Origin of the sequence: Aliiglaciecola sp. 2_MG-2023, from assembly GCF_030548145.1 — a bacterium.
GTDB classification, from domain to species: domain Bacteria; phylum Pseudomonadota; class Gammaproteobacteria; order Enterobacterales; family Alteromonadaceae; genus Aliiglaciecola; species Aliiglaciecola lipolytica_A.
This window is the reverse complement of record NZ_JAUORY010000002.1, coordinates 90,802-110,884: the sequence shown is the minus strand read 5'-3', so window position 1 is coordinate 110,884 and position 20,083 is coordinate 90,802. Positions and strand designations below refer to the sequence as shown.

General features: G+C 40.7%; 27 protein-coding genes. 10 read left to right on the top strand and 17 right to left on the bottom strand.

Features of this window, described 5'->3' with window-relative positions:
• Window positions 1–114: 114 nt before the first annotated feature.
• The gene (locus tag Q4567_RS02505; RefSeq protein WP_216048872.1) at window positions 115–936 is read right to left on the bottom strand and encodes a spondin domain-containing protein; all 822 of its coding nucleotides are present in this window, start codon (window positions 934–936) and stop codon (window positions 115–117) included.
• 267 nt (window positions 937–1,203) lie between these two features.
• On the opposite strand from Q4567_RS02505, the gene Q4567_RS02500 reads away from it, so the two are divergent.
• From Q4567_RS02500 to Q4567_RS02490, 3 genes are all read left to right on the top strand, one after another.
• Window positions 1,204–1,740 carry an RNA polymerase sigma factor gene (locus tag Q4567_RS02500; RefSeq protein ID WP_216048873.1) on the top strand — a complete coding sequence of 179 codons (537 nt, stop codon included), beginning with the start codon at window positions 1,204–1,206 and terminating at the stop codon, window positions 1,738–1,740.
• 1 nt (window position 1,741) lies between these two features.
• Window positions 1,742–2,134, top strand: coding sequence for a DUF6768 family protein (locus Q4567_RS02495; protein WP_216048874.1), 393 nt, complete (start codon window positions 1,742–1,744; stop codon window positions 2,132–2,134).
• A 134-nt stretch (window positions 2,135–2,268) separates the two neighbouring features.
• Window positions 2,269–2,739: a Dps family protein gene (locus tag Q4567_RS02490; RefSeq protein ID WP_303471664.1), complete on the top strand. Its 471-nt coding sequence runs from the start codon at window positions 2,269–2,271 to the stop codon at window positions 2,737–2,739.
• Window positions 2,740–2,961: 222 nt separating this feature from the next.
• Here Q4567_RS02490 and Q4567_RS02485 read toward each other — a convergent pair whose 3' ends face one another.
• A complete protein-coding gene (locus tag Q4567_RS02485; protein WP_303499216.1) occupies window positions 2,962–4,827 on the bottom strand; it encodes a GGDEF domain-containing protein in 1,866 nt (621 codons plus the stop codon).
• A gap of 373 nt (window positions 4,828–5,200) precedes the next feature.
• Window positions 5,201–5,737, bottom strand: a complete 537-nt coding sequence (locus Q4567_RS02480; protein WP_216048877.1) for a prepilin-type N-terminal cleavage/methylation domain-containing protein — start codon at window positions 5,735–5,737, stop codon at window positions 5,201–5,203.
• A gap of 403 nt (window positions 5,738–6,140) precedes the next feature.
• On the opposite strand from Q4567_RS02480, the gene Q4567_RS02475 reads away from it, so the two are divergent.
• Window positions 6,141–6,695: a TMEM165/GDT1 family protein gene (locus Q4567_RS02475; RefSeq protein WP_216048878.1), complete on the top strand. Its 555-nt coding sequence runs from the start codon at window positions 6,141–6,143 to the stop codon at window positions 6,693–6,695.
• A 47-nt stretch (window positions 6,696–6,742) separates the two neighbouring features.
• On the opposite strand, the gene Q4567_RS02470 is transcribed toward Q4567_RS02475, so the two are convergent.
• The 13 genes from Q4567_RS02470 to rpsJ all read right to left on the bottom strand — a co-directional run bounded on the left by Q4567_RS02470 (window position 6,743) and on the right by rpsJ (window position 13,700).
• Window positions 6,743–7,546 (bottom strand): ABC transporter substrate-binding protein, encoded by an 804-nt coding sequence (locus tag Q4567_RS02470; protein WP_216048879.1) that lies wholly within the window; start codon window positions 7,544–7,546, stop codon window positions 6,743–6,745.
• Between the two features lie 286 nt (window positions 7,547–7,832).
• Window positions 7,833–8,600 carry an ABC transporter substrate-binding protein gene (locus Q4567_RS02465; protein WP_303499214.1) on the bottom strand — a complete coding sequence of 256 codons (768 nt, stop codon included), beginning with the start codon at window positions 8,598–8,600 and terminating at the stop codon, window positions 7,833–7,835.
• A gap of 159 nt (window positions 8,601–8,759) precedes the next feature.
• Window positions 8,760–9,020 carry a 30S ribosomal protein S17 gene (gene rpsQ, locus Q4567_RS02460; protein WP_216048881.1) on the bottom strand — a complete coding sequence of 87 codons (261 nt, stop codon included), beginning with the start codon at window positions 9,018–9,020 and terminating at the stop codon, window positions 8,760–8,762.
• Window positions 9,020–9,208, bottom strand: coding sequence for a 50S ribosomal protein L29 (rpmC, locus tag Q4567_RS02455; protein ID WP_216048882.1), 189 nt, complete (start codon window positions 9,206–9,208; stop codon window positions 9,020–9,022). Before rpmC ends, rpsQ begins: the two co-directional genes overlap by 1 nt.
• Complete coding sequence (rplP, locus tag Q4567_RS02450) at window positions 9,208–9,621, bottom strand: 50S ribosomal protein L16 (protein WP_216048883.1); 414 nt, start codon at window positions 9,619–9,621, stop codon at window positions 9,208–9,210. Before rplP ends, rpmC begins: the two co-directional genes overlap by 1 nt.
• Before the next feature lie 5 nt (window positions 9,622–9,626).
• A complete protein-coding gene (rpsC, locus tag Q4567_RS02445; protein ID WP_216048884.1) occupies window positions 9,627–10,328 on the bottom strand; it encodes a 30S ribosomal protein S3 in 702 nt (233 codons plus the stop codon).
• Window positions 10,329–10,338: 10 nt separating this feature from the next.
• On the bottom strand, window positions 10,339–10,668 hold the full coding sequence (gene rplV, locus Q4567_RS02440) for a 50S ribosomal protein L22 (protein WP_008845781.1): 330 nt from the start codon (window positions 10,666–10,668) through the stop codon (window positions 10,339–10,341).
• 11 nt (window positions 10,669–10,679) lie between these two features.
• Window positions 10,680–10,955, bottom strand: a complete 276-nt coding sequence (gene rpsS, locus Q4567_RS02435) for a 30S ribosomal protein S19 (RefSeq protein WP_014107406.1) — start codon at window positions 10,953–10,955, stop codon at window positions 10,680–10,682.
• 15 nt (window positions 10,956–10,970) lie between these two features.
• Window positions 10,971–11,795, bottom strand: coding sequence for a 50S ribosomal protein L2 (rplB, locus tag Q4567_RS02430; RefSeq protein ID WP_216048885.1), 825 nt, complete (start codon window positions 11,793–11,795; stop codon window positions 10,971–10,973).
• A 14-nt stretch (window positions 11,796–11,809) separates the two neighbouring features.
• Complete coding sequence (rplW, locus tag Q4567_RS02425; protein WP_216048886.1) at window positions 11,810–12,112, bottom strand: 50S ribosomal protein L23; 303 nt, start codon at window positions 12,110–12,112, stop codon at window positions 11,810–11,812.
• The gene (rplD, locus tag Q4567_RS02420) at window positions 12,109–12,714 is read right to left on the bottom strand and encodes a 50S ribosomal protein L4 (protein WP_216048887.1); all 606 of its coding nucleotides are present in this window, start codon (window positions 12,712–12,714) and stop codon (window positions 12,109–12,111) included. The genes rplW and rplD overlap by 4 nt, the downstream gene beginning before the upstream one ends.
• 17 nt (window positions 12,715–12,731) lie before the next feature.
• The gene (gene rplC / locus Q4567_RS02415; RefSeq protein WP_216048888.1) at window positions 12,732–13,370 is read right to left on the bottom strand and encodes a 50S ribosomal protein L3; all 639 of its coding nucleotides are present in this window, start codon (window positions 13,368–13,370) and stop codon (window positions 12,732–12,734) included.
• Window positions 13,371–13,388: 18 nt separating this feature from the next.
• On the bottom strand, window positions 13,389–13,700 hold the full coding sequence (rpsJ, locus tag Q4567_RS02410) for a 30S ribosomal protein S10 (protein ID WP_006002183.1): 312 nt from the start codon (window positions 13,698–13,700) through the stop codon (window positions 13,389–13,391).
• Between the two features lie 459 nt (window positions 13,701–14,159).
• On the opposite strand from rpsJ, the gene Q4567_RS02405 reads away from it, so the two are divergent.
• The 5 genes from Q4567_RS02405 to Q4567_RS02385 all read left to right on the top strand — a co-directional run bounded on the left by Q4567_RS02405 (window position 14,160) and on the right by Q4567_RS02385 (window position 17,286).
• Window positions 14,160–14,327, top strand: coding sequence for a class IIb bacteriocin, lactobin A/cerein 7B family (locus Q4567_RS02405; RefSeq protein ID WP_216048889.1), 168 nt, complete (start codon window positions 14,160–14,162; stop codon window positions 14,325–14,327).
• A gap of 15 nt (window positions 14,328–14,342) precedes the next feature.
• A complete protein-coding gene (locus tag Q4567_RS02400; protein WP_216048890.1) occupies window positions 14,343–14,498 on the top strand; it encodes a hypothetical protein in 156 nt (51 codons plus the stop codon).
• A 73-nt stretch (window positions 14,499–14,571) separates the two neighbouring features.
• Entirely contained in the window at window positions 14,572–14,784 is a 213-nt protein-coding gene (locus tag Q4567_RS02395) for a hypothetical protein (RefSeq protein WP_216048891.1), read from the top strand.
• Between the two features lie 4 nt (window positions 14,785–14,788).
• Window positions 14,789–15,001 (top strand): hypothetical protein, encoded by a 213-nt coding sequence (locus Q4567_RS02390; RefSeq protein WP_303499212.1) that lies wholly within the window; start codon window positions 14,789–14,791, stop codon window positions 14,999–15,001.
• 62 nt (window positions 15,002–15,063) lie between these two features.
• The gene (locus Q4567_RS02385) at window positions 15,064–17,286 is read left to right on the top strand and encodes a GspE/PulE family protein (RefSeq protein ID WP_303499211.1); all 2,223 of its coding nucleotides are present in this window, start codon (window positions 15,064–15,066) and stop codon (window positions 17,284–17,286) included.
• A 68-nt stretch (window positions 17,287–17,354) separates the two neighbouring features.
• Here Q4567_RS02385 and Q4567_RS02380 read toward each other — a convergent pair whose 3' ends face one another.
• Window positions 17,355–18,764 (bottom strand): DUF5610 domain-containing protein, encoded by a 1,410-nt coding sequence (locus tag Q4567_RS02380; protein WP_303499209.1) that lies wholly within the window; start codon window positions 18,762–18,764, stop codon window positions 17,355–17,357.
• A gap of 216 nt (window positions 18,765–18,980) precedes the next feature.
• On the opposite strand from Q4567_RS02380, the gene trmA reads away from it, so the two are divergent.
• Window positions 18,981–20,081, top strand: coding sequence for a tRNA (uridine(54)-C5)-methyltransferase TrmA (trmA, locus tag Q4567_RS02375; protein ID WP_216048895.1), 1,101 nt, complete (start codon window positions 18,981–18,983; stop codon window positions 20,079–20,081).
• Window positions 20,082–20,083: the final 2 nt, after the last annotated feature.

Below are 20,083 nucleotides of genomic sequence, written 5' to 3'. Positions count from 1 at the left end.
TAGAGCAGTGCTGAGCCTCGCGTAAACCGCTAACGCCAACTTATAAGTTGAAAAATAATTTTGGATTCAGGATATGCGAAAAGCTGCCACCCAAGTGCGCAGCAGCAGATAATATTAGTCAGCTAATTTACGTTTAATCCGAGCCATCAAACCCAATAATCCGATAGCAAAAAAGCCCAGCGTTGCAGGCTCCGGAACTTGTGATACGGTGATGCGTGCCACTTCAAAACCAGATGCTGTAAAATCGGCAGCAGCTTGGTCTAGAGTATAACCTGTGGCAGTAGTTCCACCGATGATAGCTAATCCTCCGGGTAAGACTTCAAGCCCGTTGTGAAAGGTGACCACCCCATTTTCGTTTTGACGTGCTTCGGCCTCAGCTCCTTGCAAGAAAGGCGCACCAAATCCTCGGTTTAATTCAGTACCAGAATCGTAGACTGATGAACCTAGCACTAAGATGTCCAATCCTACAAAGTTACCATCGTCATTGAATAGTGAATATGCCATTGGGTTGTCATTGCCAATGAACGCATCGTTTGTAGGAATAAGCATGGATAAGAAGCTGAAATAACCACTGCTCATCGCTTCTATTTCTAACAATCCGCTAGTTGCCGTTTCACCCGGCTCAAAAACGGGCGCCGCACCAGTGGGAGCGGCTAACACACTTTGAACTCCCATTGGGTTACTCATTGCAAAATCCGCTTCAATCCCCGCAGTCATGCCATTTTCCGCTAAACTTTGTAATGACGAAGACGCCACAGAGCCTGCGTCAAAAGCATCGTACATACCGTCATGAAAGCCTAACCAGACTGGCGTCATAGCTAAACCTCCATCGTCAAATAAACTGCTAACCTGCACCTGAATAGTTGTAGCATTGGCTGAGAGGCTTAGGCATGCCCCCAAAGCAGTAGTGATAATTCCTTTGTTTAATGTTTTCATAATTATGATCTTCCAATATTCTAAGTAAACACGCTTTTGAAACAATATTTAAAGCGTTCCCGTGGCTTACATCCCTTTCGTTTGTCTTATTAATGTTAGAGATAGAAACATTGGCATTAATAAATTCACTACTAATCGTCAAGCAATGAGGGATAACTACTAGCAATTGTCAGATTACGAATGATTTATCACAAAAGTATCGCGGGCGAATCACGAAAGATTAAAGAAATACTGAACCGCTTGAGCTTATTGACAGACCTATAAAGTATGAAAAGAAATAGTGAAACAGTTTTAACTGAGTGGTTAGTCATAAACGCTCAAATGGGCGATGAAAAAGCACTCGAACAGTTGCTTCGTGTCTGGTATCCCAAATTAATTGGTTATGCGTCAAGACTTCTGGAAGACGAACACTTAGCAAATGATGCAATCCAAAACGCGTTGCTTGATATGTGCAGGAATATTAAAAAAATTAAAGATCCTGCGGCTTTTCCTAAATGGATTTTTAAAATACTACAAAACAAGTGCGCTGATTCCATCAAACATTTACAAAAAGAGCGTCACAAAGCCCGTGCACTTGAAGCAAGTCAATACCTTGAAATCGAGAAAGTTGAGTTGCTAGACAACACACCAGAAGTTGATCTTTCTAATCTAGATAACAACGCATACCAGTTAGTGTACTTACACTATTTTGAAGAGTTTACGCTAACCGAGATTAGCCATATTGTCGGACTCCCGGTAGGTACATTGAAATCGAGGCTGCATGGGATTCGACAAAAACTTAAACTAAGCAATAAAGGACATTAAAATGAGTGATATTAATCAAAAAATTTTAGCGGCCATGCAACAACAAAGCAATGCTGAAAAGGTATCTGAACAAGAAGCAAATACATTGCAACTTATTGGTCGAAGCTTTAAAGGGACATTCAAATTTACGGCCATCGCGATTATTTCCCTGCAAGTTATATTCATAGGATTGGCAATTTATTTCGGGTTCAATCTATTCAATGAACAAAATATTGGAATTAAATTACACTGGCTGCTTGGAACACTTGTGGCTTTTATCATCTTCGCAGCTATGCGCTTATGGTTGTTCATGGAATTAAATCGATTGTCTGTACTCAGAGAAGTTAAACGAGTTGAGCTACAGCTAGCTTTGTTATCCAACCAATTGATTAATAATAATAAATTTGACGGTTGAACTTTTTCTGACATTAAACGTTTATATATTGAGAGATTGATATAGTGAAGCGATATACTCAATCGATAAAACTAATTATACAAAATTTTCTAAACGACTATACTGATTAGCAGATTCTTAGATAACAAGGAGAAATTATGAAAATTGACATTGGTATTAATGAAACAGATCGTAATCAAATCGCTGAAGGTTTGAAAAAGTTACTGGCAGATAGCTATACCTTGTATCTCCAAACCCATAATTTTCACTGGAATGTGACGGGTCCTCAATTCAGAGAGTTACATTTGATGTTTGAAGAACATTATACTGAGTTAGCGGTTGCTGTTGATGATATAGCAGAACGGATCCGGACTTTGGGTATGGTTGCACCAGGGACCTATAAAGAGTTTGCAAAACTGAGCGCAATTAAAGAAGTCGATGGCGTCCCCGCGTCAGAAGAAATGGTTAAAATTCTATTGCAGGGTCATGAGCAAGTGGTTAAAACTTGTAGAGAGGCCCTTAAAGTAGCTCAAGATGCAGATGACGAATCTTCTGCAGCATTGGTATCAGATAGAATGCGTGTACATGAAAAGACCGCATGGATGCTTAGAGCAACTCTAAGATAGTAGTTGGCAACCTACTTGATTGTAAACTTGTAGGCTAACTGTGCATCATTATCATACTTACCGTCTTGTCGACTTAATATTTATTTTGAAGTGGACAAAGACGGTATTTTGTTTCTGACGTATGCAAAATGTTGGGATTCTGACTGCCTAGTAGACCAGACAATCTGGTTAACTCAGGCCGCATTTTGAATCAGTTATTCCATCAAGCAAGTAACAGTCAAATTAGCCCGTAGGTTCTACTTTGTGTTTAAACTGCATCTCATCTGTGTATGTTTGCACCTGATTCTTACCTTTGGCTTTGGCTTCATAAAGTGCTGCGTCAGCTAAGCTGGCGAGCTCAAGAAAGTCATTGCACTGCTCTAAGTTTGCCGCCAAACCAAGACTAAAAGTAACCTCGCCCACTTTTAAACCCGCTTGTGAGATGTGCTCTTGAATATTTTGGAAAAGACGTTTGGCTAATTGATTGCCTTCTTTTTCACTGCTATTTGGTAAAACGAATAGAAACTCTTCACCACCAATTCGCCCTACATAGTCGGAAGCCCGTAATGCCTCTTTGCAAATTGAAGCAACGAACTTCAGCACTTTATCTCCTTCAGCGTGTCCGTAATTGTCATTTACTAATTTGAAATTATCCACGTCGAGCATCAGTACACATAAGTTCTGTTTGTAACGTTTACTAATAGCAAAGGCCTGCTCCCCGGATTCCAAGATACTCCTGCGATTGCGTAATCCAGTCAGATTATCCAATATGGCTAGGCGTTTATTTTTGCGATAAAGCTGGTATATTATCGCAAGAAATAACATCACAATAACGGTAAAAACCACTAAACCAAGGACTATCCATTGCTGTCTTTTTTGCAATTGCGTTTGCTGTTCTAACTGGGTTTGTAACAATTCATTCTTTTCGTCTAAAAACTGATTTTCCAGTTGTTGTTGTGCCAAATTAAATTCACTGTTTAATCTTGCGGTTTGACTTGTAATATCTAATCGAGCTTTGGCCAAAAGAGCACGTTCCGACTTATACATATAATCGTAGGCCTTCTGAAATTCACCTTTTTCGTTTAGTATTCTTGCATATTGATTAAATGCATCCCATTGGCCTGCTAAATCATCGGTTTCGGCAGCCATTAACGCAGCTTTTTCAGCGTAACTTAAAGCTCGGTCAAGAAACCCATTAGCGTTTAAAATTGAACTGTAATGCACGTAAGAGTTAGCGATAGTGACTGGGTTGTTCAATTCTTCCCGTAAAGTCACAGATTCGCCAATCCACCTCAAGGCTTCGGTATCATTACCATCTTTACTGTGAAAATACGATTTAAGCAGGTAGGCATACGCCAAAGAAGAAATATCTTCCATTTTGACAAATACCTGAATTGCATTATCCAATAAAAAGAATGCCTGTTTTCGGTCGCCTACAATATTGATCATTTGCCCTTCACTCATTAATGAGATGGCCCTAAATATGGTGTCATGTTCGGCAAACATTTGTTTAGATAATCGATAAAAAACTTCAGCTTGTTCGTAATTTTTCAGCTCGTAATTTACATCGCCACTGTAGTACAGAGATAGCCCAGAAAGTATCGACCAATTATTAGCGTTGGCAATATGGTTCACCTCAGACAGTGATTCAGTAGCCTTAGTGTAACGTTGCAAATACCCATCATTGATACCGCTGTACATGGTCAATACGGCAGCAAGATAAATCAACTCAGGTTGCTGTTTATTTGCGATGTTTAAAATATCCAGTATGTCTTTCGCTTGGTTAAAAGAGGTATCTGCAGCAACATATTGACTTAATGAAAAGTAACTATACCCCCTAAATATCTGCCACTTGAGTGAATTCACATCATTGGATTGGCCTACACCCAGCTCAGCCAACTCATCTAACACTTCGGTTAGCAACTCAACCCGATCAAATTGCAATAACAACGATGCCAAAGAGAAATTGTTTTTCACCTGCTCTTCAACGGTTGCAGAATCAGCAATACGATTTACTAATGTGGCGTGTATTTGTGAAAAAGGAGTTTGATTATCAGCATGTTGAAAGAAAAACGCAGTTTCTGCTCTGACTAAAAAACTACAGAACATAAGCATTATTGCCAGTAGAGGTGGAATATTAATTGAGCGCAACGTCATAAATGGTAACTGCCCACTATATGCTTAAAAAAACAGATACGTAAATAGTTGTTTATTCGTGCAAAATAAGCAACACATAAATACTAATTTAGGTTTAGAAAGTACAATCAAAGTGGCTTTTGAGAACATTATTGCCCTTATGAAAAGCGTGTAGATATCCTAAAGCTTGGATGTGTGAATGCTAAACTTGTTTGTTACTGGAAAGGCATGAATTCGAGATAATCATAGAAAAACCGATAATTATAGGCAAGGCGTTATTGCGGCAGTGTCGGCTAAATCGTCTTAATACTGATTGCGCTTAGGCGCACCAGAGTGAGTATCTGGTCTACATATTAACTTTTTGAATTTCACCTGCTGAGCCGGCATATGTCTGACCCAATAAAGTTATACCAGCTACATCATTAATAAAATATGCAAAGTGCGGAAGATCACCAGACGCAAAGGTACTGTCGTTGTATTTTTTCCCATAAATACACACATTGCTTAATCCAATCGCACTCCACCCAGTGACTTGGGGGCTGCTGTTACTAATTGCGTTCATGGTTGCTGCATCTTCCATCAAACTATCCCACAAACTAATACACAGAGCCGTTCCGACACCGGTGCCAGTAGGCCATTCGGAGGTGCTATCAATTTCAACAGTTGAGCCGTGCACAACTATCGGACTCGTTTTCCTTACCAAGTAAGTATTGCGGACCAAATCAACAGAAGACTTAAACGCCGCCGTCTCACCTTTCATAACGGCAAGATTCGCGTCATCAGACAAGTTGATATAACGTGGCAAAGCGGTAACCGCTAAAATCCCTAATATCACAATGACAATGATGAGTTCTATGAGTGTAAAACCACGTTGTTTTAACAAAGTTCTTTTCCTTGCTCTTTTCCTTTCTTTTTTCCATTCTTGAAAGGCGGATTCAGTAGAGTAATTTATTGAAAGTAGGCTGAAACGATAAAATAAATAAAGATTAAAAACAAGTAATTAGAATATTTTTTAAGCATAAAAAGAAGTGCAAACTACAGTAATGAGGAATTTCAAACAATATAAAAAAAGCCATTGCAATTTATGTGTAACAAATTAAAATTCAATTATCGCTTCGGGGGAGTAGCCTGCTCAATTCATTGAGTAAATCTGTCAACATAATTGTGCGAAAACGGCATATGGTAGATTTGTATCCACTAGGATATCGGCAAGACCTGAGGTGCAATGTGATTCGAACAGCGGGCGAATGGCTTTGTACCTTTTTTTACCCCGCAGAGAATCATTTATGGAAGCTTTTTTCACTTCAACTTTAACCGTTTCCCTTGCCGAAATAGGCGATAAAACCCAGCTACTTGCATTACTCCTAACAATTAAATTTCGAAATAAAAGCGCGCTCGTAGCTGGAATAATTATAGCCACTTTGATCAATCACGGTATATCCGCCTGGTTTGGCTTATACATCGGCAACTTTTTGTCTTCTGACATCGCAAATTGGATTATTGGGGCTAGTTTTATCGCCGTCGGTCTGTGGCTGTTAATCCCCGATAAAGACGAAGAAACAACAAATCAGTTTGATAAATATGGGGCATTTATCGCGACCTTTATTTTGTTTTTTATTGCCGAAATTGGTGATAAAACACAAGTAGCAACCGTGTTGTTAGGTGCGCAGTATCAATCTATATGGCTGGTTACTGCAGGGACAACCTTAGGAATGTTAATTGCCAATGTGCCGGTTATATTTTTAGGTAAGAAACTAATGCAAAGACTGCCTGTGAAGGCTGTCCACATAGCAGCTGCAATATTATTCTGTCTTATTGGAGTATCAAGTTTTATTTGGTAGAAAATCAATGGCGTAGTCTAGTCTAACAAAGTAATTGCCCATAGATGCTAACAGCTTGTTTTAGATGCTAATTCAGTAGCTCCACCGTGAAAGCGAATCGAATCACTCAACTGACCGGAATTTTGAAAAATACGCCATTGCTGATTCAAGTTGGAAATAATATCGCTGCGTTGTTTATTTATCACGAAGGCTATCGGAGCTTCATGAATAGAATTAGGTGATTGATAAAAAGTAGTATCACAAAATTGCTTCTGGTTGAGTACAGCGTTGGCATTGTACTCATTCATAACAGCATAATCACAACGGCCTTTCACTAGCATATTGGCGATAGCTATTTGTGAACTTGAATCTACCCTTATAAGTTTTTTATCCTTGAATAACTGAGTTAAGGATGGATATATATATCCCCTGCGTGCACAAATTAATGATTTAGGTAAGGTAGACAATGAGAATGGCTGACTAAATTGATTCACAGAATACAAAAAAGTTTTGTGAAGTATCAAATCATCGCTATATAGGACTTCGTCAGGATTATCTAACCACACTGGACTTGATAGAAAAAGATCAGCTTTTCCATTTAAAACCAAGTATTCGTTTCTGGCTCTACTAGAATCTAAAAACTGTACATCAAATCTGTTTTCTTCTGTAAAACTGTTGAAAAAGTCTACAATGATTCCTTGGTATCGGCGATTTTCATCATCAAAATATAAATACGGTGGTGAACCTGGATCATTTATCGCAAATAGAATTTTGCTTGCGCCATTTTTTTGAACTGAATTTGGGCTGGCGTTAAGCGTCCCCCAAAAGATTAAACTGCCAACAAGCAATATTTTACTGAAACACTTTAGCACTTCTAAAACCTCGAACGACAAAAACGCTAACTTTAATTTAATCACAGAATTTAGTAGGACTATATAGATTAGAAGCTCTGAAGCAAACTTTTATCGAACTTGCTATCTCGCCCAAAATGGAAGCCATGGATATAGATAGTACCCATAATATTCGTGTTTCGATTTGATTCCTTACACAATCTACAGCAAAACCAAGATTAAATATTTGTTGCGAGCAGACAACTCCTGAAGATAGTGATAATAGTGTACGAACATTGTAAAACTATGCGATGTTCAGAATGAAATTTTAGTATGGTTTAACCTCTTTTTCAGAAAAAATTTGTTCGGGTACAGATACCCCATATTTCTGAAAATACCGATTAACTTGACCTGTCTTTCGGTACTTAAGCATAACTCGGGCTATATCATCATAAAAGCGGATTGCTTTAGAATTTCTAGGAATACTAATGTAATAATAATTTAAAAAAGCATCTTCAAAGGACACCTTTTCGAAACGGCCTTCAAATAAATCGATATTGTGTGACGGTGAAGTTACTACAACATCAATTCTTGCCATCTCTAACATGCCGATTAATTGCTCAGTCCTGCCGACCAATATCAGCTTATCTTGGTTAAGTTTAGAAAATTCGGCTGAGTAAAAAACACCACGAATCGCGCCCAATTTGACGTGTTGTAAATCTTCGTAGGAGGTTATATCACCTTTAAATTCGTTGGATTTAAAAAAAGACAGAGTTCTTTTTCTAATCCCGTAATTAATCGGCTTTAAAACAGCCAGACGCTGCTCGGTCATAGAATGTCGAACTAACAAATCAACATTACCGCGTTTGGCCTCTTTCATTGATCGTATCCACGGTGCATAAATCCAATCTATATCGTGACCTAACTCGTTGAGAACGTCTTCAACTAGCTCAGGAATAACACCTATACACTTTTTACCATCAAAATATAATTCCGGCGGAAAATCTCGGCAGTGGGATACAAAGGTGTCTGCCATGACGCGCAAAGGCGATGTGGCGACAATCAGCATCATCATTATTTGAACAGCTTTAATCATATAATTATTTTAAATTTAAGACCTCCACAGTATAGCCATAGTCTTGTCCAATTTTACACTTATATTAATAATAGGCAGTTTGATGGTCATTTTTTAATATAAGCCGAAAACAAAAAAGCCGCTCAATGAGCGGCTTTCTAATTTTACGTAAAGCTCTACTTAAATAGCAGTAGCTTTAGTCACTACGTCAACCAAAGTCCAGTTTTTAGACTTTGACAAAGGACGACATTCAGTAATAGTTACTACGTCACCTTCGTTACACTGGTTAGTTTCGTCATGGGCGTGAAGTTTAGTCGAACGCTTTTGGAACTTCCCATAAATAGGGTGTTTTACGAAACGTTCAACAACAACAGTAATGGTTTTATCCATCTTGTTGCTTACCACACGACCGCGAACTGTACGAATTTGTTGTTCAGTCATTAGCTATCAGCCTTTTCAGTCAGAATGGTTTTAACACGCGCAATGTTACGACGCACTTTACGTAGCTGGTCAGTCTTTTCCAACTGTCCAGTGCTGTGCTGCATACGTAGGTTAAACTGTTCGCGAAGAAGGTTTAACAACTCTGCGTTCAATTCTTCTACGTTTTTGGCTTTCAGTTCAGCTTTCATTACATCACCGTCCGAGTTACAAAGGTTGTTTTAAATGGCAATTTAGCCGCTGCCAATTCAAACGCTTCGCGAGCCAATGATTCTGGAACACCTTCCATCTCATATAACACACGGCCCGGTTGAATTTGGCATACCCAGTACTCAACGTTACCTTTACCTTTACCTTGACGCACTTCTAGAGGCTTCTCAGTAATTGGCTTGTCAGGGAAAACTCGAATCCAAATTTTACCTTGACGTTTAACGTGACGAGTCATAGCACGACGGGCTGCTTCAATTTGACGAGCAGTCATACGACCACGGCCAATTGATTTCAATCCGTAAGTACCAAAGCTAACTTTGCCGCCCGCAACTGCCATGCCGCGGTTGCGACCTTTATGCATTTTGCGGAATTTCATACGTTTAGGTTGTAACATAATTATTAGCCCTCACGCTTAGCAGAACGGCCTTTCTTCTTAGGTGCTTGAGCAGGTTGCTCTTGCGTAAGAGGCAATCCGCCTAGTACTTCACCTTTGAAGATCCAAACTTTTACGCCAATGATGCCGTAAGTAGTCAAAGCTTCTGAAGTTGCATAGTCGATATCAGCACGGAAAGTGTGTAGTGGTACACGACCTTCACGATACCATTCTGAACGTGCAATTTCTGCTCCGCCCAAACGACCGCTTACTTCAACCTTGATACCTTTAGCGCCAAGACGCATTGCATTCTGTACAGCACGCTTCATAGCACGACGGAACATTACGCGACGTTCTAATTGGCTAGAAATACTGTCAGCAACAAGCTGGCCATCTAGTTCAGGTTTACGCACTTCAGCAATATTGATCTGAGCTGGCACACCGGCTAGCTTAGATACAAATTTGCGAAGCTTCTCTACATCTTCGCCTTTCTTACCGATTACAACACCAGGGCGAGCTGTGTGAATAGTCACACGTATGCTTTTTGCTGGGCGCTCGATAACGATTTTTGAAAGAGACGCGTTTTTCAATTCTTTAGTCAGGTATTTACGTACCTGGTGATCATTAAACAGGTTGTCTGCATATTCCGCTGTGTTAGCGTACCAAGTAGACGTCCATGGTTTGCTGATACCCAGGCGTATACCTGTAGGATGTACCTTCTGTCCCATTTCTAATCTCCTAGTCCGCTACTACAACAGTGATATGACTGCTGCGTTTAAAGATACGATCAGCTCGGCCTTTGGCTCTTGGCTTGATACGCTTCATAGTTGGGCCTTCATCAACGAAGATTTTTGCGACAGTCAACTCATCGATGTCTGCGCCTTCATTGTGTTCAGCGTTCGCAATCGCAGACTCTAGTACTTTTTTGACTAGAGCAGCACTTTTCTTCGGACTATAAGTCAGAACTTCAAGCGCCTTTTCAACGTGTAAACCGCGAATTTGATCTGCAACCAAGCGTGCTTTTTGAGCCGAAGAACGGGCAAAACGATGTTTAGCTAAAGCTTCCATAATTTTTCCTCTTATCTCTTCGCTTTCTTATCCGCGACATGGCCGCGGTAAGTACGCGTTGGAGCAAATTCGCCCAACTTATGGCCAACCATTTCGTCAGAGACGAAAACAGGTACGTGCTGGCGACCGTTATGGACCGCAATGGTCAACCCAATCATATCTGGGATGATCATGGAGCGACGAGACCAAGTCTTAATTGGTTTCTTTTCGCCCTTTTCCACTGCAGCCTCTACCTTCTTCAGCAAGTGCAGGTCAATAAATGGACCTTTCTTGAGAGAACGTGGCATGGTGAATCCTCGCTGTTACTTGTTACGACGACGTACGATAAGTTTATCGGTACGCTTGTTACTACGGGTTTTCTTACCCTTAGTTGGTACACCCCAAGGTGAAACTGGATGACGGCCACCAGAGGTACGACCTTCACCACCACCATGTGGGTGATCTACTGGGTTCATGGCTACACCACGAACTGTTGGACGCACACCGCGCCAACGTGTTGCACCAGCTTTACCCAGTGAACGTAGCATGTGTTCAGCGTTACCAACTTCACCAATAGTGGCGCGGCAATCAGCTAGAACTCTGCGTACTTCACCAGAACGTAGACGAAGTGTTACATAACCTTCGGCACGCGCTAATATTTGTGCATATTGTCCTGCAGAACGAGCAATTTGAGCACCTTTACCAGGCTTCATCTCAATAGCGTGTACAGTTGTACCTACTGGGATGTTGCGCATTGGCATGGCGTTACCCGCTTTGATCGGAGCATCAGCGCCAGACTGTATAGGTTGTCCAGCTTGAGCACCTTTCGGAGCAAGAATATAACGACGCTCACCATCAGCATAAAGCACAAGTGCAATATTAGCTGAACGGTTAGGATCGTATTCCAAACGTTCAATTTTGGCTGGAATGCCATCTTTGTTACGTTTGAAGTCAATTAAACGATAATGCTGTTTGTGACCACCACCAATGTGACGCACAGTAATGCGACCATTGTTGTTACGACCACCAGACTTGCTGTTTTTCTCAAGCAATGGTGCGTAAGGTGCGCCTTTATGTAGATCAGGGTTTGTAACCTGAACTACGTGACGACGACCAGCAGAAGTCGGCTTAGCTTTTAATAATGGCATATCAAATCCCCTTCTTAAGCTTCGCCACCGACGAAGTCGATGTCTTGACCTTCTTTAAGCACAACGTATGCTTTTTTCCAGTCGTTACGCTTACCAAAAGACTGACCGTGACGCTTGGTTTTACCCTTCACGTTTAAGGTACGAACACTGCTAACTTCAACTTCAAACAGTTTTTCAACTGCAGCTTTGATTTCAGCTTTGTTTGCGTCTTTTACGACTTTGAAAACAACAGCGTTGTTGCCTTCAGCAGCCATGGTTGATTTTTCAGAAACATGCGGTGCTAAAAGCACCTTAAGTAAACGCTCTTCAGAGATCATGCTAACGACTCCTCTAGCTGTTTAACTGCATCGGCAGTGATTAACACTTTTTCGAATGCAATTAAGCTTACTGGGTCAATGCCTTGAACATCACGAACGTCAACTTTATACAAGTTACGAGCAGCCAAGAACAAGTTCTCTTCTACTTCTGACGTTACGATTAACACGTCGTTAAGCTCAAGTTCGTCAAGCTTAGCAATCAATGCTTTTGTTTTAGGTGCATCAACACCAAATTTTTCTACCACAATCAAGCGATCTTGACGTACCAATTCAGAAAGGATGCTACGAATAGCTCCACGGTACATCTTTTTATTTACTTTTTGACTGTGATCTTGAGGTTTGGCTGCAAACGCACGGCCACCACCAACCCAAATTGGGCTGCGGATTGTACCAGCACGGGCACGACCTGTACCTTTTTGACGCCAAGGCTTCTTGCCACCGCCTCTAACTTCAGAGCGTGTTTTTTGTGCTTTAGAACCCTGACGGGCACCTGCACCGTAAGCCACTACTACTTGGTGTACTAGCGCTTCGTTAAAATCACGTCCAAAGGTTGCTTCGGAGACTTCAAGAGCGCTATTCGCGTCTTTCAATACTAATTCCATCACTTAACTCCCAGACGTTACGCTTTAACTGCAGGCTTGACGATAACGTCACTGCCTGGAGCACCAGGTACTGCACCTTTGATTAGAAGAAGGTTGTTCTCTGCGTCAACACGTACTAATTCCAAAGATTGAGTAGTCACAGCTTTATTGCCTAATTGGCCAGCCATTTTCTTCCCTTTGAAAACTTTACCTGGAGATTGGTTTTGGCCAATCGAACCAGGAGCACGGTGAGACAAAGAGTTACCATGTGTCATACGTTGGTGACTAAAGTTCCAACGTTTGATAGCACCGGCAAAACCTTTACCTTTAGAAGTTCCTGCAACATCAACTTTTGTAGCTTCAGCAAAGATTTCAACAGTAATTTCACTGCCTACTTCAATACCTTCGCCTTCGTTGCTGTCTAAACGAAACTCCCATAAACCACGGCCCGCTTCCACGCCAGCTTTAGCAAAATGACCTGCTGAAGCTTTATTAACGCGGTTTGCTTTTTTATCACCAGCGGTTACTTGTAGCGCGCGATACCCATCTGTTTCTTCAGTACGTAACTGAGTCACACGGTTTGGGGTCGCTTCTATAACAGTCACAGGAATTGAAACACCATCTTCAGTGAAGATACGCGTCATTCCTACTTTACGACCGATAAGACCAATCGCCATTGTTAAAACCCTCTCTTGTTAGCCCAGGCTGATTTGAACATCAACACCGGCAGCCAAGTCCAATCTCATCAATGCATCAACTGTTTTATCAGTTGGTTCAATGATATCTACCAAACGCTTATGTGTACGGATTTCATACTGATCACGTGCGTCTTTATTCACGTGAGGTGAAACCAATATTGTATAGCGTTCCTTGCGAGTAGGTAGTGGAATAGGACCGCTAACCTGAGCACCTGTACGTTTCGCAGTTTCAACGATTTCAGCCGTAGACTGATCGATCAACTTGTGATCAAACGCTTTCAAACGAATACGAATTCTTTGATTTGGCATCGATTAAGCTCCAATCGAAAGAACAAAAAAAACCATCCACACCAACCTTTCATTAGGTGGGAGGATGCATGTAAACCGATGACCCACAATTGGGGTCTTGTTCATAATATTTCAGCTTTTTCTCAAACTCTCCACTTACATGGTTAATTATTGATAGGGCTGAAATCACTACCCATCAGGGCGAGTGGGCGCGAATTATACATGTATGAAGATTTATTGCAACGCCTATTACTAATAAAAGTCGAGTTTAGAAGGTTTTTATATAAGTACAACAATTAAGAGAAATAATAGCGATAAAAAACTGTACCAAGGGACAGGTGTATTTTAGTTACCATTTCACTAACCTTTTGTTATTGCATTGATGTAGGAAAGTATTAACAACCACATTAGCGCAATAAAGAGTTCGTAGGCGATGTTTAGCCATACGACGAATTTTAATTAATCAAAAGGAATTCGCAAATGCGAGAATTGAATGTAATGCAATTAGAAGAAGTGAATGGTGGTGTAGCCCCTTTAGTTGTGGCTTTTGGCGCCGGCATGTCAGCGGTAGGCTATATTAACAGCCTACCAGGGCTCATGGCATTTGGCAGAGGGCTTGGTTTCGGTTGGTATGATGCTACTCATTAATTAAAAGGAGCTTTTATGATCGAATTAAATAAAATTGAATTAGTAGAAGTTTCAGGAGGAATGCCCGACAACGAAGTCACAGGTTACGCTATCGGCTACGGTGTTGGGTATGTGTTCGGAGGAAAAGCTGGTTACCAACTTGGGATCTCCATATATAACTTATTCCACTGATTTAGCTCAATGATAGAAGGGGATACGCCTCCCCTTTTATTTTTTATAAAACAAAAATTTTTAAGGAAGTGTTATGGACCGTAAATTTATAATATTCGCCAATGCTATTTTATTTTTTATGATAGCTACTAATCTCTGGAGTGCGACTTATAGTTGGATTGTGAATGATATTGATATGTCAACTAATCCCAATTTACAAACCGCTTTGCTCTATATCATCTGCGGTTTTTTGTTCAATGAGTACACAACAGAAAAATCCTCAAAAACAGATAGCAATGAAGGCTAATAATATGCCACCTAAATTAATCACCTTTATAAATTGGATATTTTATATAGCGATTGGATTCGCCTTCATACAGGCAATCGGTGACTGGTATGGACAAGGAACTGATATACTCGCAAATCCTATTATGCATGGCGCAATGCTGTTAAGCATTATGGGCTTTTTATTCAACCAAAATGTGAAACCAAGCGAGTCCGATGAGAAGCAATCTAAATCTTAGGTTTTGTTAATGATTACACTCAGTTATAGTTAGGGAATAAGTAATGACACTGACCGTAGTAGATGGCAACAGAACTTGTGATTGAAGAGACTCTTCAAAAAATAGACAGATTGTTAGAAGCACATCCTTCATTGATGGATGCTTATCAGCAATTGGAACCGATTATTCTGAATTTGTTTGAAGCTCAGCGTATGAGTATTTTTCAACGCAGGCGTCAACATCAAGACTTGGTTGCCCGTTTTAAAACGGGTAAAGAGACACTTCAAATTAAAGTTCCTATCAGTCCCCAGTCCATAGCTGGGTATGTTGCACTGAGTCAAAAACCATTATTGATTAGTGATCCTTATAATGCGCAAGAGCTCGCGGAAATACATCCTCGCCTAAAGTTTGCCGACAAATTTGATAAAAACAGTTCCTTTAAAACTGAAAATATCATTTGTGTGCCGATTTTGAACGCCGGCGTGTTGATGGGCGTAATGCAGATTATTAATAAAAAAGTAGGTTCCTTTGGTGATGCCGACCTGCGCTTAGCGAATTCGTTGTCAGAAATATTAGGCAATAAATTTCGTTATGAGTTAGGTGGCACCAGTAATCCGTTTGATTATCTTGTTCATCGCAAATTGATGTCTGAAAAAGATCTCAAACAATTTACTGAATCCAGTAAAGATATCCGCCAGTTAATCCAACGCATGGTATCAGAAGCCCGTATCCCTGAAGATGAATTGGGTAATGCATTATCAGTTCACTATCAAGTTCCTTATATTAGTTATCTTCCTGAGAAATATCACGTATTACAAAGTGGCAATAAATTAAACCTGTCTTATTTAAAACGAAACTACGTTGTGGTGTTAGCAGACGCCTCTGAAAACCCGATAGTTTTAATGGCAGAACCTAACAATGCTGCACTTTTGATGGAAATTGAAAGCGCATTAGGGATAGACAGTTATGAAATCTCCGTAGGCTTGCCCAATCAAGTTTTACAATATTTAGGGGCAGGCGGTGGTGGTGGTACGCCAGGCGAGATGGATGAAATACTGGACGAAATTGGTACCAGTAGTGAAGAATTAGATGATACCAGTGAGGAGATGTCGGATGATGCTCCTGCAGTGGTACGTTTGGTTAGTCGTGTTCTGCACGACGCAAAACGACTAAATGCGTCAGATATTCATGTGGATCCAGAAAAGAACGGTCCAACTCGGGTACGAATGCGTATCGACGGTGTTTGTCGAGATATTACACAAGTTCCAGCGTCCCACCATAGTGCGGTCATTGCCCGTATAAAAATCATGTCAAACTTGAACATCGCAGAAAAGCGTGTCCCTCAAGATGGCAAGTTGGCATTTAAAATGTCTGGCCAATTGGTTGAAGTTCGGGTCGCGACAATACCCACAGTAGCCGGCGAAGGCGTGGTCATGCGGATATTGGCCTCAGGTGGCGCCTTGCCTATTGAAAAAATGAACATCTCACCAAAAAATATGAGCATGTTGCGGGTAATGATCAAAAAGCCCCATGGAATATTGCTAGTTGTAGGTCCAACTGGTTCAGGTAAAACTACCACTTTGCATGCAATATTGGGATATTTAAACACACCAGATAAGAAAATTTGGACTGCCGAAGATCCGGTGGAAATAACCCAACCTGGTTTACAACAAGTTCAGGTCAGTCCCAAAATAGGTTTTACCTTTGCTAATGCATTGCGGGCTTTCTTGCGGGCCGATCCGGATATCATCCTGATTGGTGAAATGCGGGATAAAGAAACCGCTCATGCCGGTATTGAAGCATCCTTAACCGGTCACTTGGTGCTTTCGACTCTGCACACAAATTCAGCGCCAGAAACAATAACCCGATTATTAGATTTAGGATTAGATCCGGTTAACTTTTCTGATGCCTGTGTTGGTATTATGGCGCAACGTTTGATTCGTACATTATGCTCTAACTGCAAAGAAGAATATGAAGCTTCCGAAACAGACATGGCATTTATCCGCCGTCAATACGGTGAAGAATATCTTCAAGAACTGGATCTTCAAGAGCCATTGAGGTTGCACCGAGGAAAAGGTTGTGATGATTGCGGTGACACTGGTTATAAAGGAAGAACCGGTGTACATGAACTTCTCACCATGACTCCAGATCTTCGCTCGCTTGTCTACAAAGAAGCATCGGTAACAGAAATGAAAGCCCAGGCAATGCGAGACGGTATGCGTACTCTTACCCAAGACGGTATTTTGAAAGTCTTAAAGGGTGACACTGATATCGCGCAAATTCAGATCATCAGTGGGGCTGATTAATCCAAAGGCACTTCAGTTTATGCACTAGTGCCACAGCCTGTTAATAAACTGTGGCACTAGTCTCTAAACTATTGTTCAGATTCAGATGATTGATTTGCAGTGGGCAAATTATTCAATAACTGTTTATTGAATGCATGAAAATCATTGATTGCCGACACCAAATCATTTGTACCTAAATCCTGCACTTCATTAATAATGCTATTAATCAAAGTTTCGTACTGATCACCATCGGCTAACTTTTGCTGTGATTGCTCAAACACATTCAACATTTTTTGTAAGTAATCACTTACTCTCTCCACCGGCTTTGATGACTGTTCTTGACTACCTTGCTCATCGCTGTAATGTGAAACTGACTCGTAAGTTTTAACTACTTCCACTTGCTCTTGTCGAGTTAACTGTAAAGCGAAGCTGGTTAGCTCCTGTTCATCAAAACCAATTTCTAAGGCCTGTTCGAAGGCCCGTTCGATATCACCATCAAAAAACGTCGTAGCCAAATCATTAGCATCAGAAACTAACTGGCCAATGGACTGCAACTCACTTTCGTCTAACTCTCCAGATACAGAAAAGCTGTAATTATTCTGTGCAATAAACACCGACTGCTGCACTTCTGTTTGTTTAGTGGCCGCTTGAGACGTTTCAGATTGAGTATTAGATTGAGCTGATACTTCTTCAGCTTCGTTGTTGGCAGTTTCTACTGTTTCATTTCCAGCACTGTCAATACCAGCCCGTGGCAATACATCATTGTGCTCAATGTTTGGTTCTTGCTTAATCTGTTTTTCTTGTTGCAATAAAACCTGTCGATTTAATTCGAATTGTTTTAAATCTTCGAAACGAATAACCACTTCATCACCGTCTCGAGTGCGGATCTGTAATTCGCCATTTTGTTGGCTGGAGGCAGAAAGACTCTCTGTTATTAACGAAGTATCTGATTGCAATTCCCTATCTTCTGGATCACTCTGACTACCGAAGAGTTTATCTTGTAAACGCTGAATTCCCTGTTCAATCAAATCGGCACTTCGGCCTATTCCGTCGGAAATTTCTTCGTTCATAAAACCAGATAAATCTTTTTCAGCCAGCTTAATACCTTTAGAAACACCGGAACGTGCTTGTTCGAATAAACTAACTAATGTTTCTTCATCTGCCCCATTACGAGCAGCGCCAGATATCACTCCACCAACAAATTGGAGCACATTCTTGGCCACTTCCTCGAAGTCAAACAGACTCTTGTTAGTTTCTTCTGGGTTTTTAAGATTGGCACGCTTCTCATCAATTTGTAATGTTTGATTGAGCGAGTTATTGTAAATTCTTAACCCGACTGTGGTTTGCGAGCTGAGTTTGCTAACCGTAGATTCTGCAGGCGCACTTATACCCGCTTCGGCTTGTCTTAAACCCGCTTCGCGCAATTGATTTTTCACAGCGTCATTGGGATTAACCTGAGTTTTATCTCCCATAAACGCTTTAATTTCACCGAAATTCATGTGCAATACCTCACTATCCTCATGTAATAGTATCGGCTATAAATTCACTTTATTGAGAAATTAAATTAAATAACTCCGCTAATATGGGAAATACTCAGTCAAATTAGTGCTTTACCCTATGTACGGTAAAACAAAAACCAAATTGCATTTGCAAGCGCGCAGGAAATCTTTAAAATTCGCGAATCTTCTTTCAATGCCAACCTAATCGAGTTTTTGATGCGTCCAACAGAAATAGATCCCCAATTTTACCAAGCTCAACTCGATGAAAAAGTGACAGCTTTAAGCGCTCAGTTTAGCCAATTTAAAATGCCCAAATTAGAAGTGTTCGCTTCGCAAACTCTGAATTACCGAATGCGTGCGGAGTTTCGTGTTTGGCATGAAGGTGATGAGCTGTTTCACATCATGTTCGACCAACAAAGCAAAGAGAAATACCGCGTCGATCAATTTCCTCCCGCGAGTAAACTGATCAATCAAGTAATGGCCGATTTGGTGGTGCTATTAAAAGACAATGAAATAGCGCGACGCAAACTATTTCAAATCGACTATTTAAGTACTTTAAGTGGTGAAATTGTCGTTTCCCTGCTTTACCACAAGCCATTAGATGAAAGCTGGCATGCACAGATAAGTAAAATTTTAAAACAGCTAAGACAGCACTATCCAATAGATATAGTGGGTCGAGCCCGTAAACAAAAAGTCATAGTGGATAAAGATTTTGTCATCGAGCGTTTACCTATAGGACAAAGAACCTATGAATTTAAGCAGGTTGAAAATAGCTTTACTCAACCAAATGCGTTGGTTAATCAAAAAATGCTTGAATGGGCACTTGATGTTACCGCAAATAGCGGAGGTGATTTACTCGAATTATACTGCGGCTTAGGCAACTTTAGCATTCCCTTGGCGCAAAACTTCAAACGGGTTTTAGCCACCGAAATTTCAAAAACCTCAGTTGCTGCAGCACAATATAATATCAGCGCCAATCAGGCTGACAATGTGACAATTCTTCGTATGTCTAGCGAAGAGTTTGTACAAGCCCAAGCAGGGATAAGAAAATTCAATCGACTAGAAGGGGTGGATTTAGCCCAATACGATTGCCGCACAGTGTTAGTCGATCCGCCAAGAGCAGGTTTAGATGATGAAACAGTTTCAATGATCAGTAAATATAACAATATCGTGTATATTTCATGTAACCCAGAAACCTTGCAAAATAATTTGGACCTATTAAGCAAAACTCATGAAGTCCATCGTTTTGCTCTATTTGACCAGTTCCCCTATACCCACCACGTTGAAGCCGGTGTATATTTAGTGCGAAAAAACTAACA

Bases quoted from the DNA above. Each gene is read 5' to 3' on its own strand.
- rplW (WP_216048886.1), bottom strand. From the start codon at position 12,112: ATGATCTCTGAAGAGCGTTTACTTAAGGTGCTTTTAGCACCGCATGTT.
- Q4567_RS02465 (WP_303499214.1), bottom strand. From the start codon at position 8,600: ATGATTAAAGCTGTTCAAATAATGATGATGCTGATTGTCGCCACATCG.
- Q4567_RS02380 (WP_303499209.1), bottom strand. From the start codon at position 18,764: ATGAATTTCGGTGAAATTAAAGCGTTTATGGGAGATAAAACTCAGGTT.
- Q4567_RS02475 (WP_216048878.1), top strand. From the start codon at position 6,141: ATGGAAGCTTTTTTCACTTCAACTTTAACCGTTTCCCTTGCCGAAATA.
- rplV (WP_008845781.1), bottom strand. From the start codon at position 10,668: ATGGAAGCTTTAGCTAAACATCGTTTTGCCCGTTCTTCGGCTCAAAAA.
- rplC (WP_216048888.1), bottom strand. From the start codon at position 13,370: ATGGCGATTGGTCTTATCGGTCGTAAAGTAGGAATGACGCGTATCTTC.
- rpsJ (WP_006002183.1), bottom strand. From the start codon at position 13,700: ATGCCAAATCAAAGAATTCGTATTCGTTTGAAAGCGTTTGATCACAAG.
- Q4567_RS02395 (WP_216048891.1), top strand. From the start codon at position 14,572: ATGGACCGTAAATTTATAATATTCGCCAATGCTATTTTATTTTTTATG.
- Q4567_RS02405 (WP_216048889.1), top strand. From the start codon at position 14,160: ATGCGAGAATTGAATGTAATGCAATTAGAAGAAGTGAATGGTGGTGTA.
- Q4567_RS02505 (WP_216048872.1), bottom strand. From the start codon at position 936: ATGAAAACATTAAACAAAGGAATTATCACTACTGCTTTGGGGGCATGC.
- rpsQ (WP_216048881.1), bottom strand. From the start codon at position 9,020: ATGACTGAACAACAAATTCGTACAGTTCGCGGTCGTGTGGTAAGCAAC.
- Q4567_RS02500 (WP_216048873.1), top strand. From the start codon at position 1,204: ATGAAAAGAAATAGTGAAACAGTTTTAACTGAGTGGTTAGTCATAAAC.
- Q4567_RS02400 (WP_216048890.1), top strand. From the start codon at position 14,343: ATGATCGAATTAAATAAAATTGAATTAGTAGAAGTTTCAGGAGGAATG.
- Q4567_RS02495 (WP_216048874.1), top strand. From the start codon at position 1,742: ATGAGTGATATTAATCAAAAAATTTTAGCGGCCATGCAACAACAAAGC.
- rplP (WP_216048883.1), bottom strand. From the start codon at position 9,621: ATGTTACAACCTAAACGTATGAAATTCCGCAAAATGCATAAAGGTCGC.
- trmA (WP_216048895.1), top strand. From the start codon at position 18,981: ATGCGTCCAACAGAAATAGATCCCCAATTTTACCAAGCTCAACTCGAT.
- Q4567_RS02485 (WP_303499216.1), bottom strand. From the start codon at position 4,827: ATGTTCTGTAGTTTTTTAGTCAGAGCAGAAACTGCGTTTTTCTTTCAA.
- rpsC (WP_216048884.1), bottom strand. From the start codon at position 10,328: ATGGGACAGAAGGTACATCCTACAGGTATACGCCTGGGTATCAGCAAA.
- Q4567_RS02390 (WP_303499212.1), top strand. From the start codon at position 14,789: ATGCCACCTAAATTAATCACCTTTATAAATTGGATATTTTATATAGCG.
- rpmC (WP_216048882.1), bottom strand. From the start codon at position 9,208: ATGAAAGCTGAACTGAAAGCCAAAAACGTAGAAGAATTGAACGCAGAG.
- rpsS (WP_014107406.1), bottom strand. From the start codon at position 10,955: ATGCCACGTTCTCTCAAGAAAGGTCCATTTATTGACCTGCACTTGCTG.
- rplD (WP_216048887.1), bottom strand. From the start codon at position 12,714: ATGGAATTAGTATTGAAAGACGCGAATAGCGCTCTTGAAGTCTCCGAA.
- rplB (WP_216048885.1), bottom strand. From the start codon at position 11,795: ATGCCATTATTAAAAGCTAAGCCGACTTCTGCTGGTCGTCGTCACGTA.
- Q4567_RS02385 (WP_303499211.1), top strand. From the start codon at position 15,064: ATGGCAACAGAACTTGTGATTGAAGAGACTCTTCAAAAAATAGACAGA.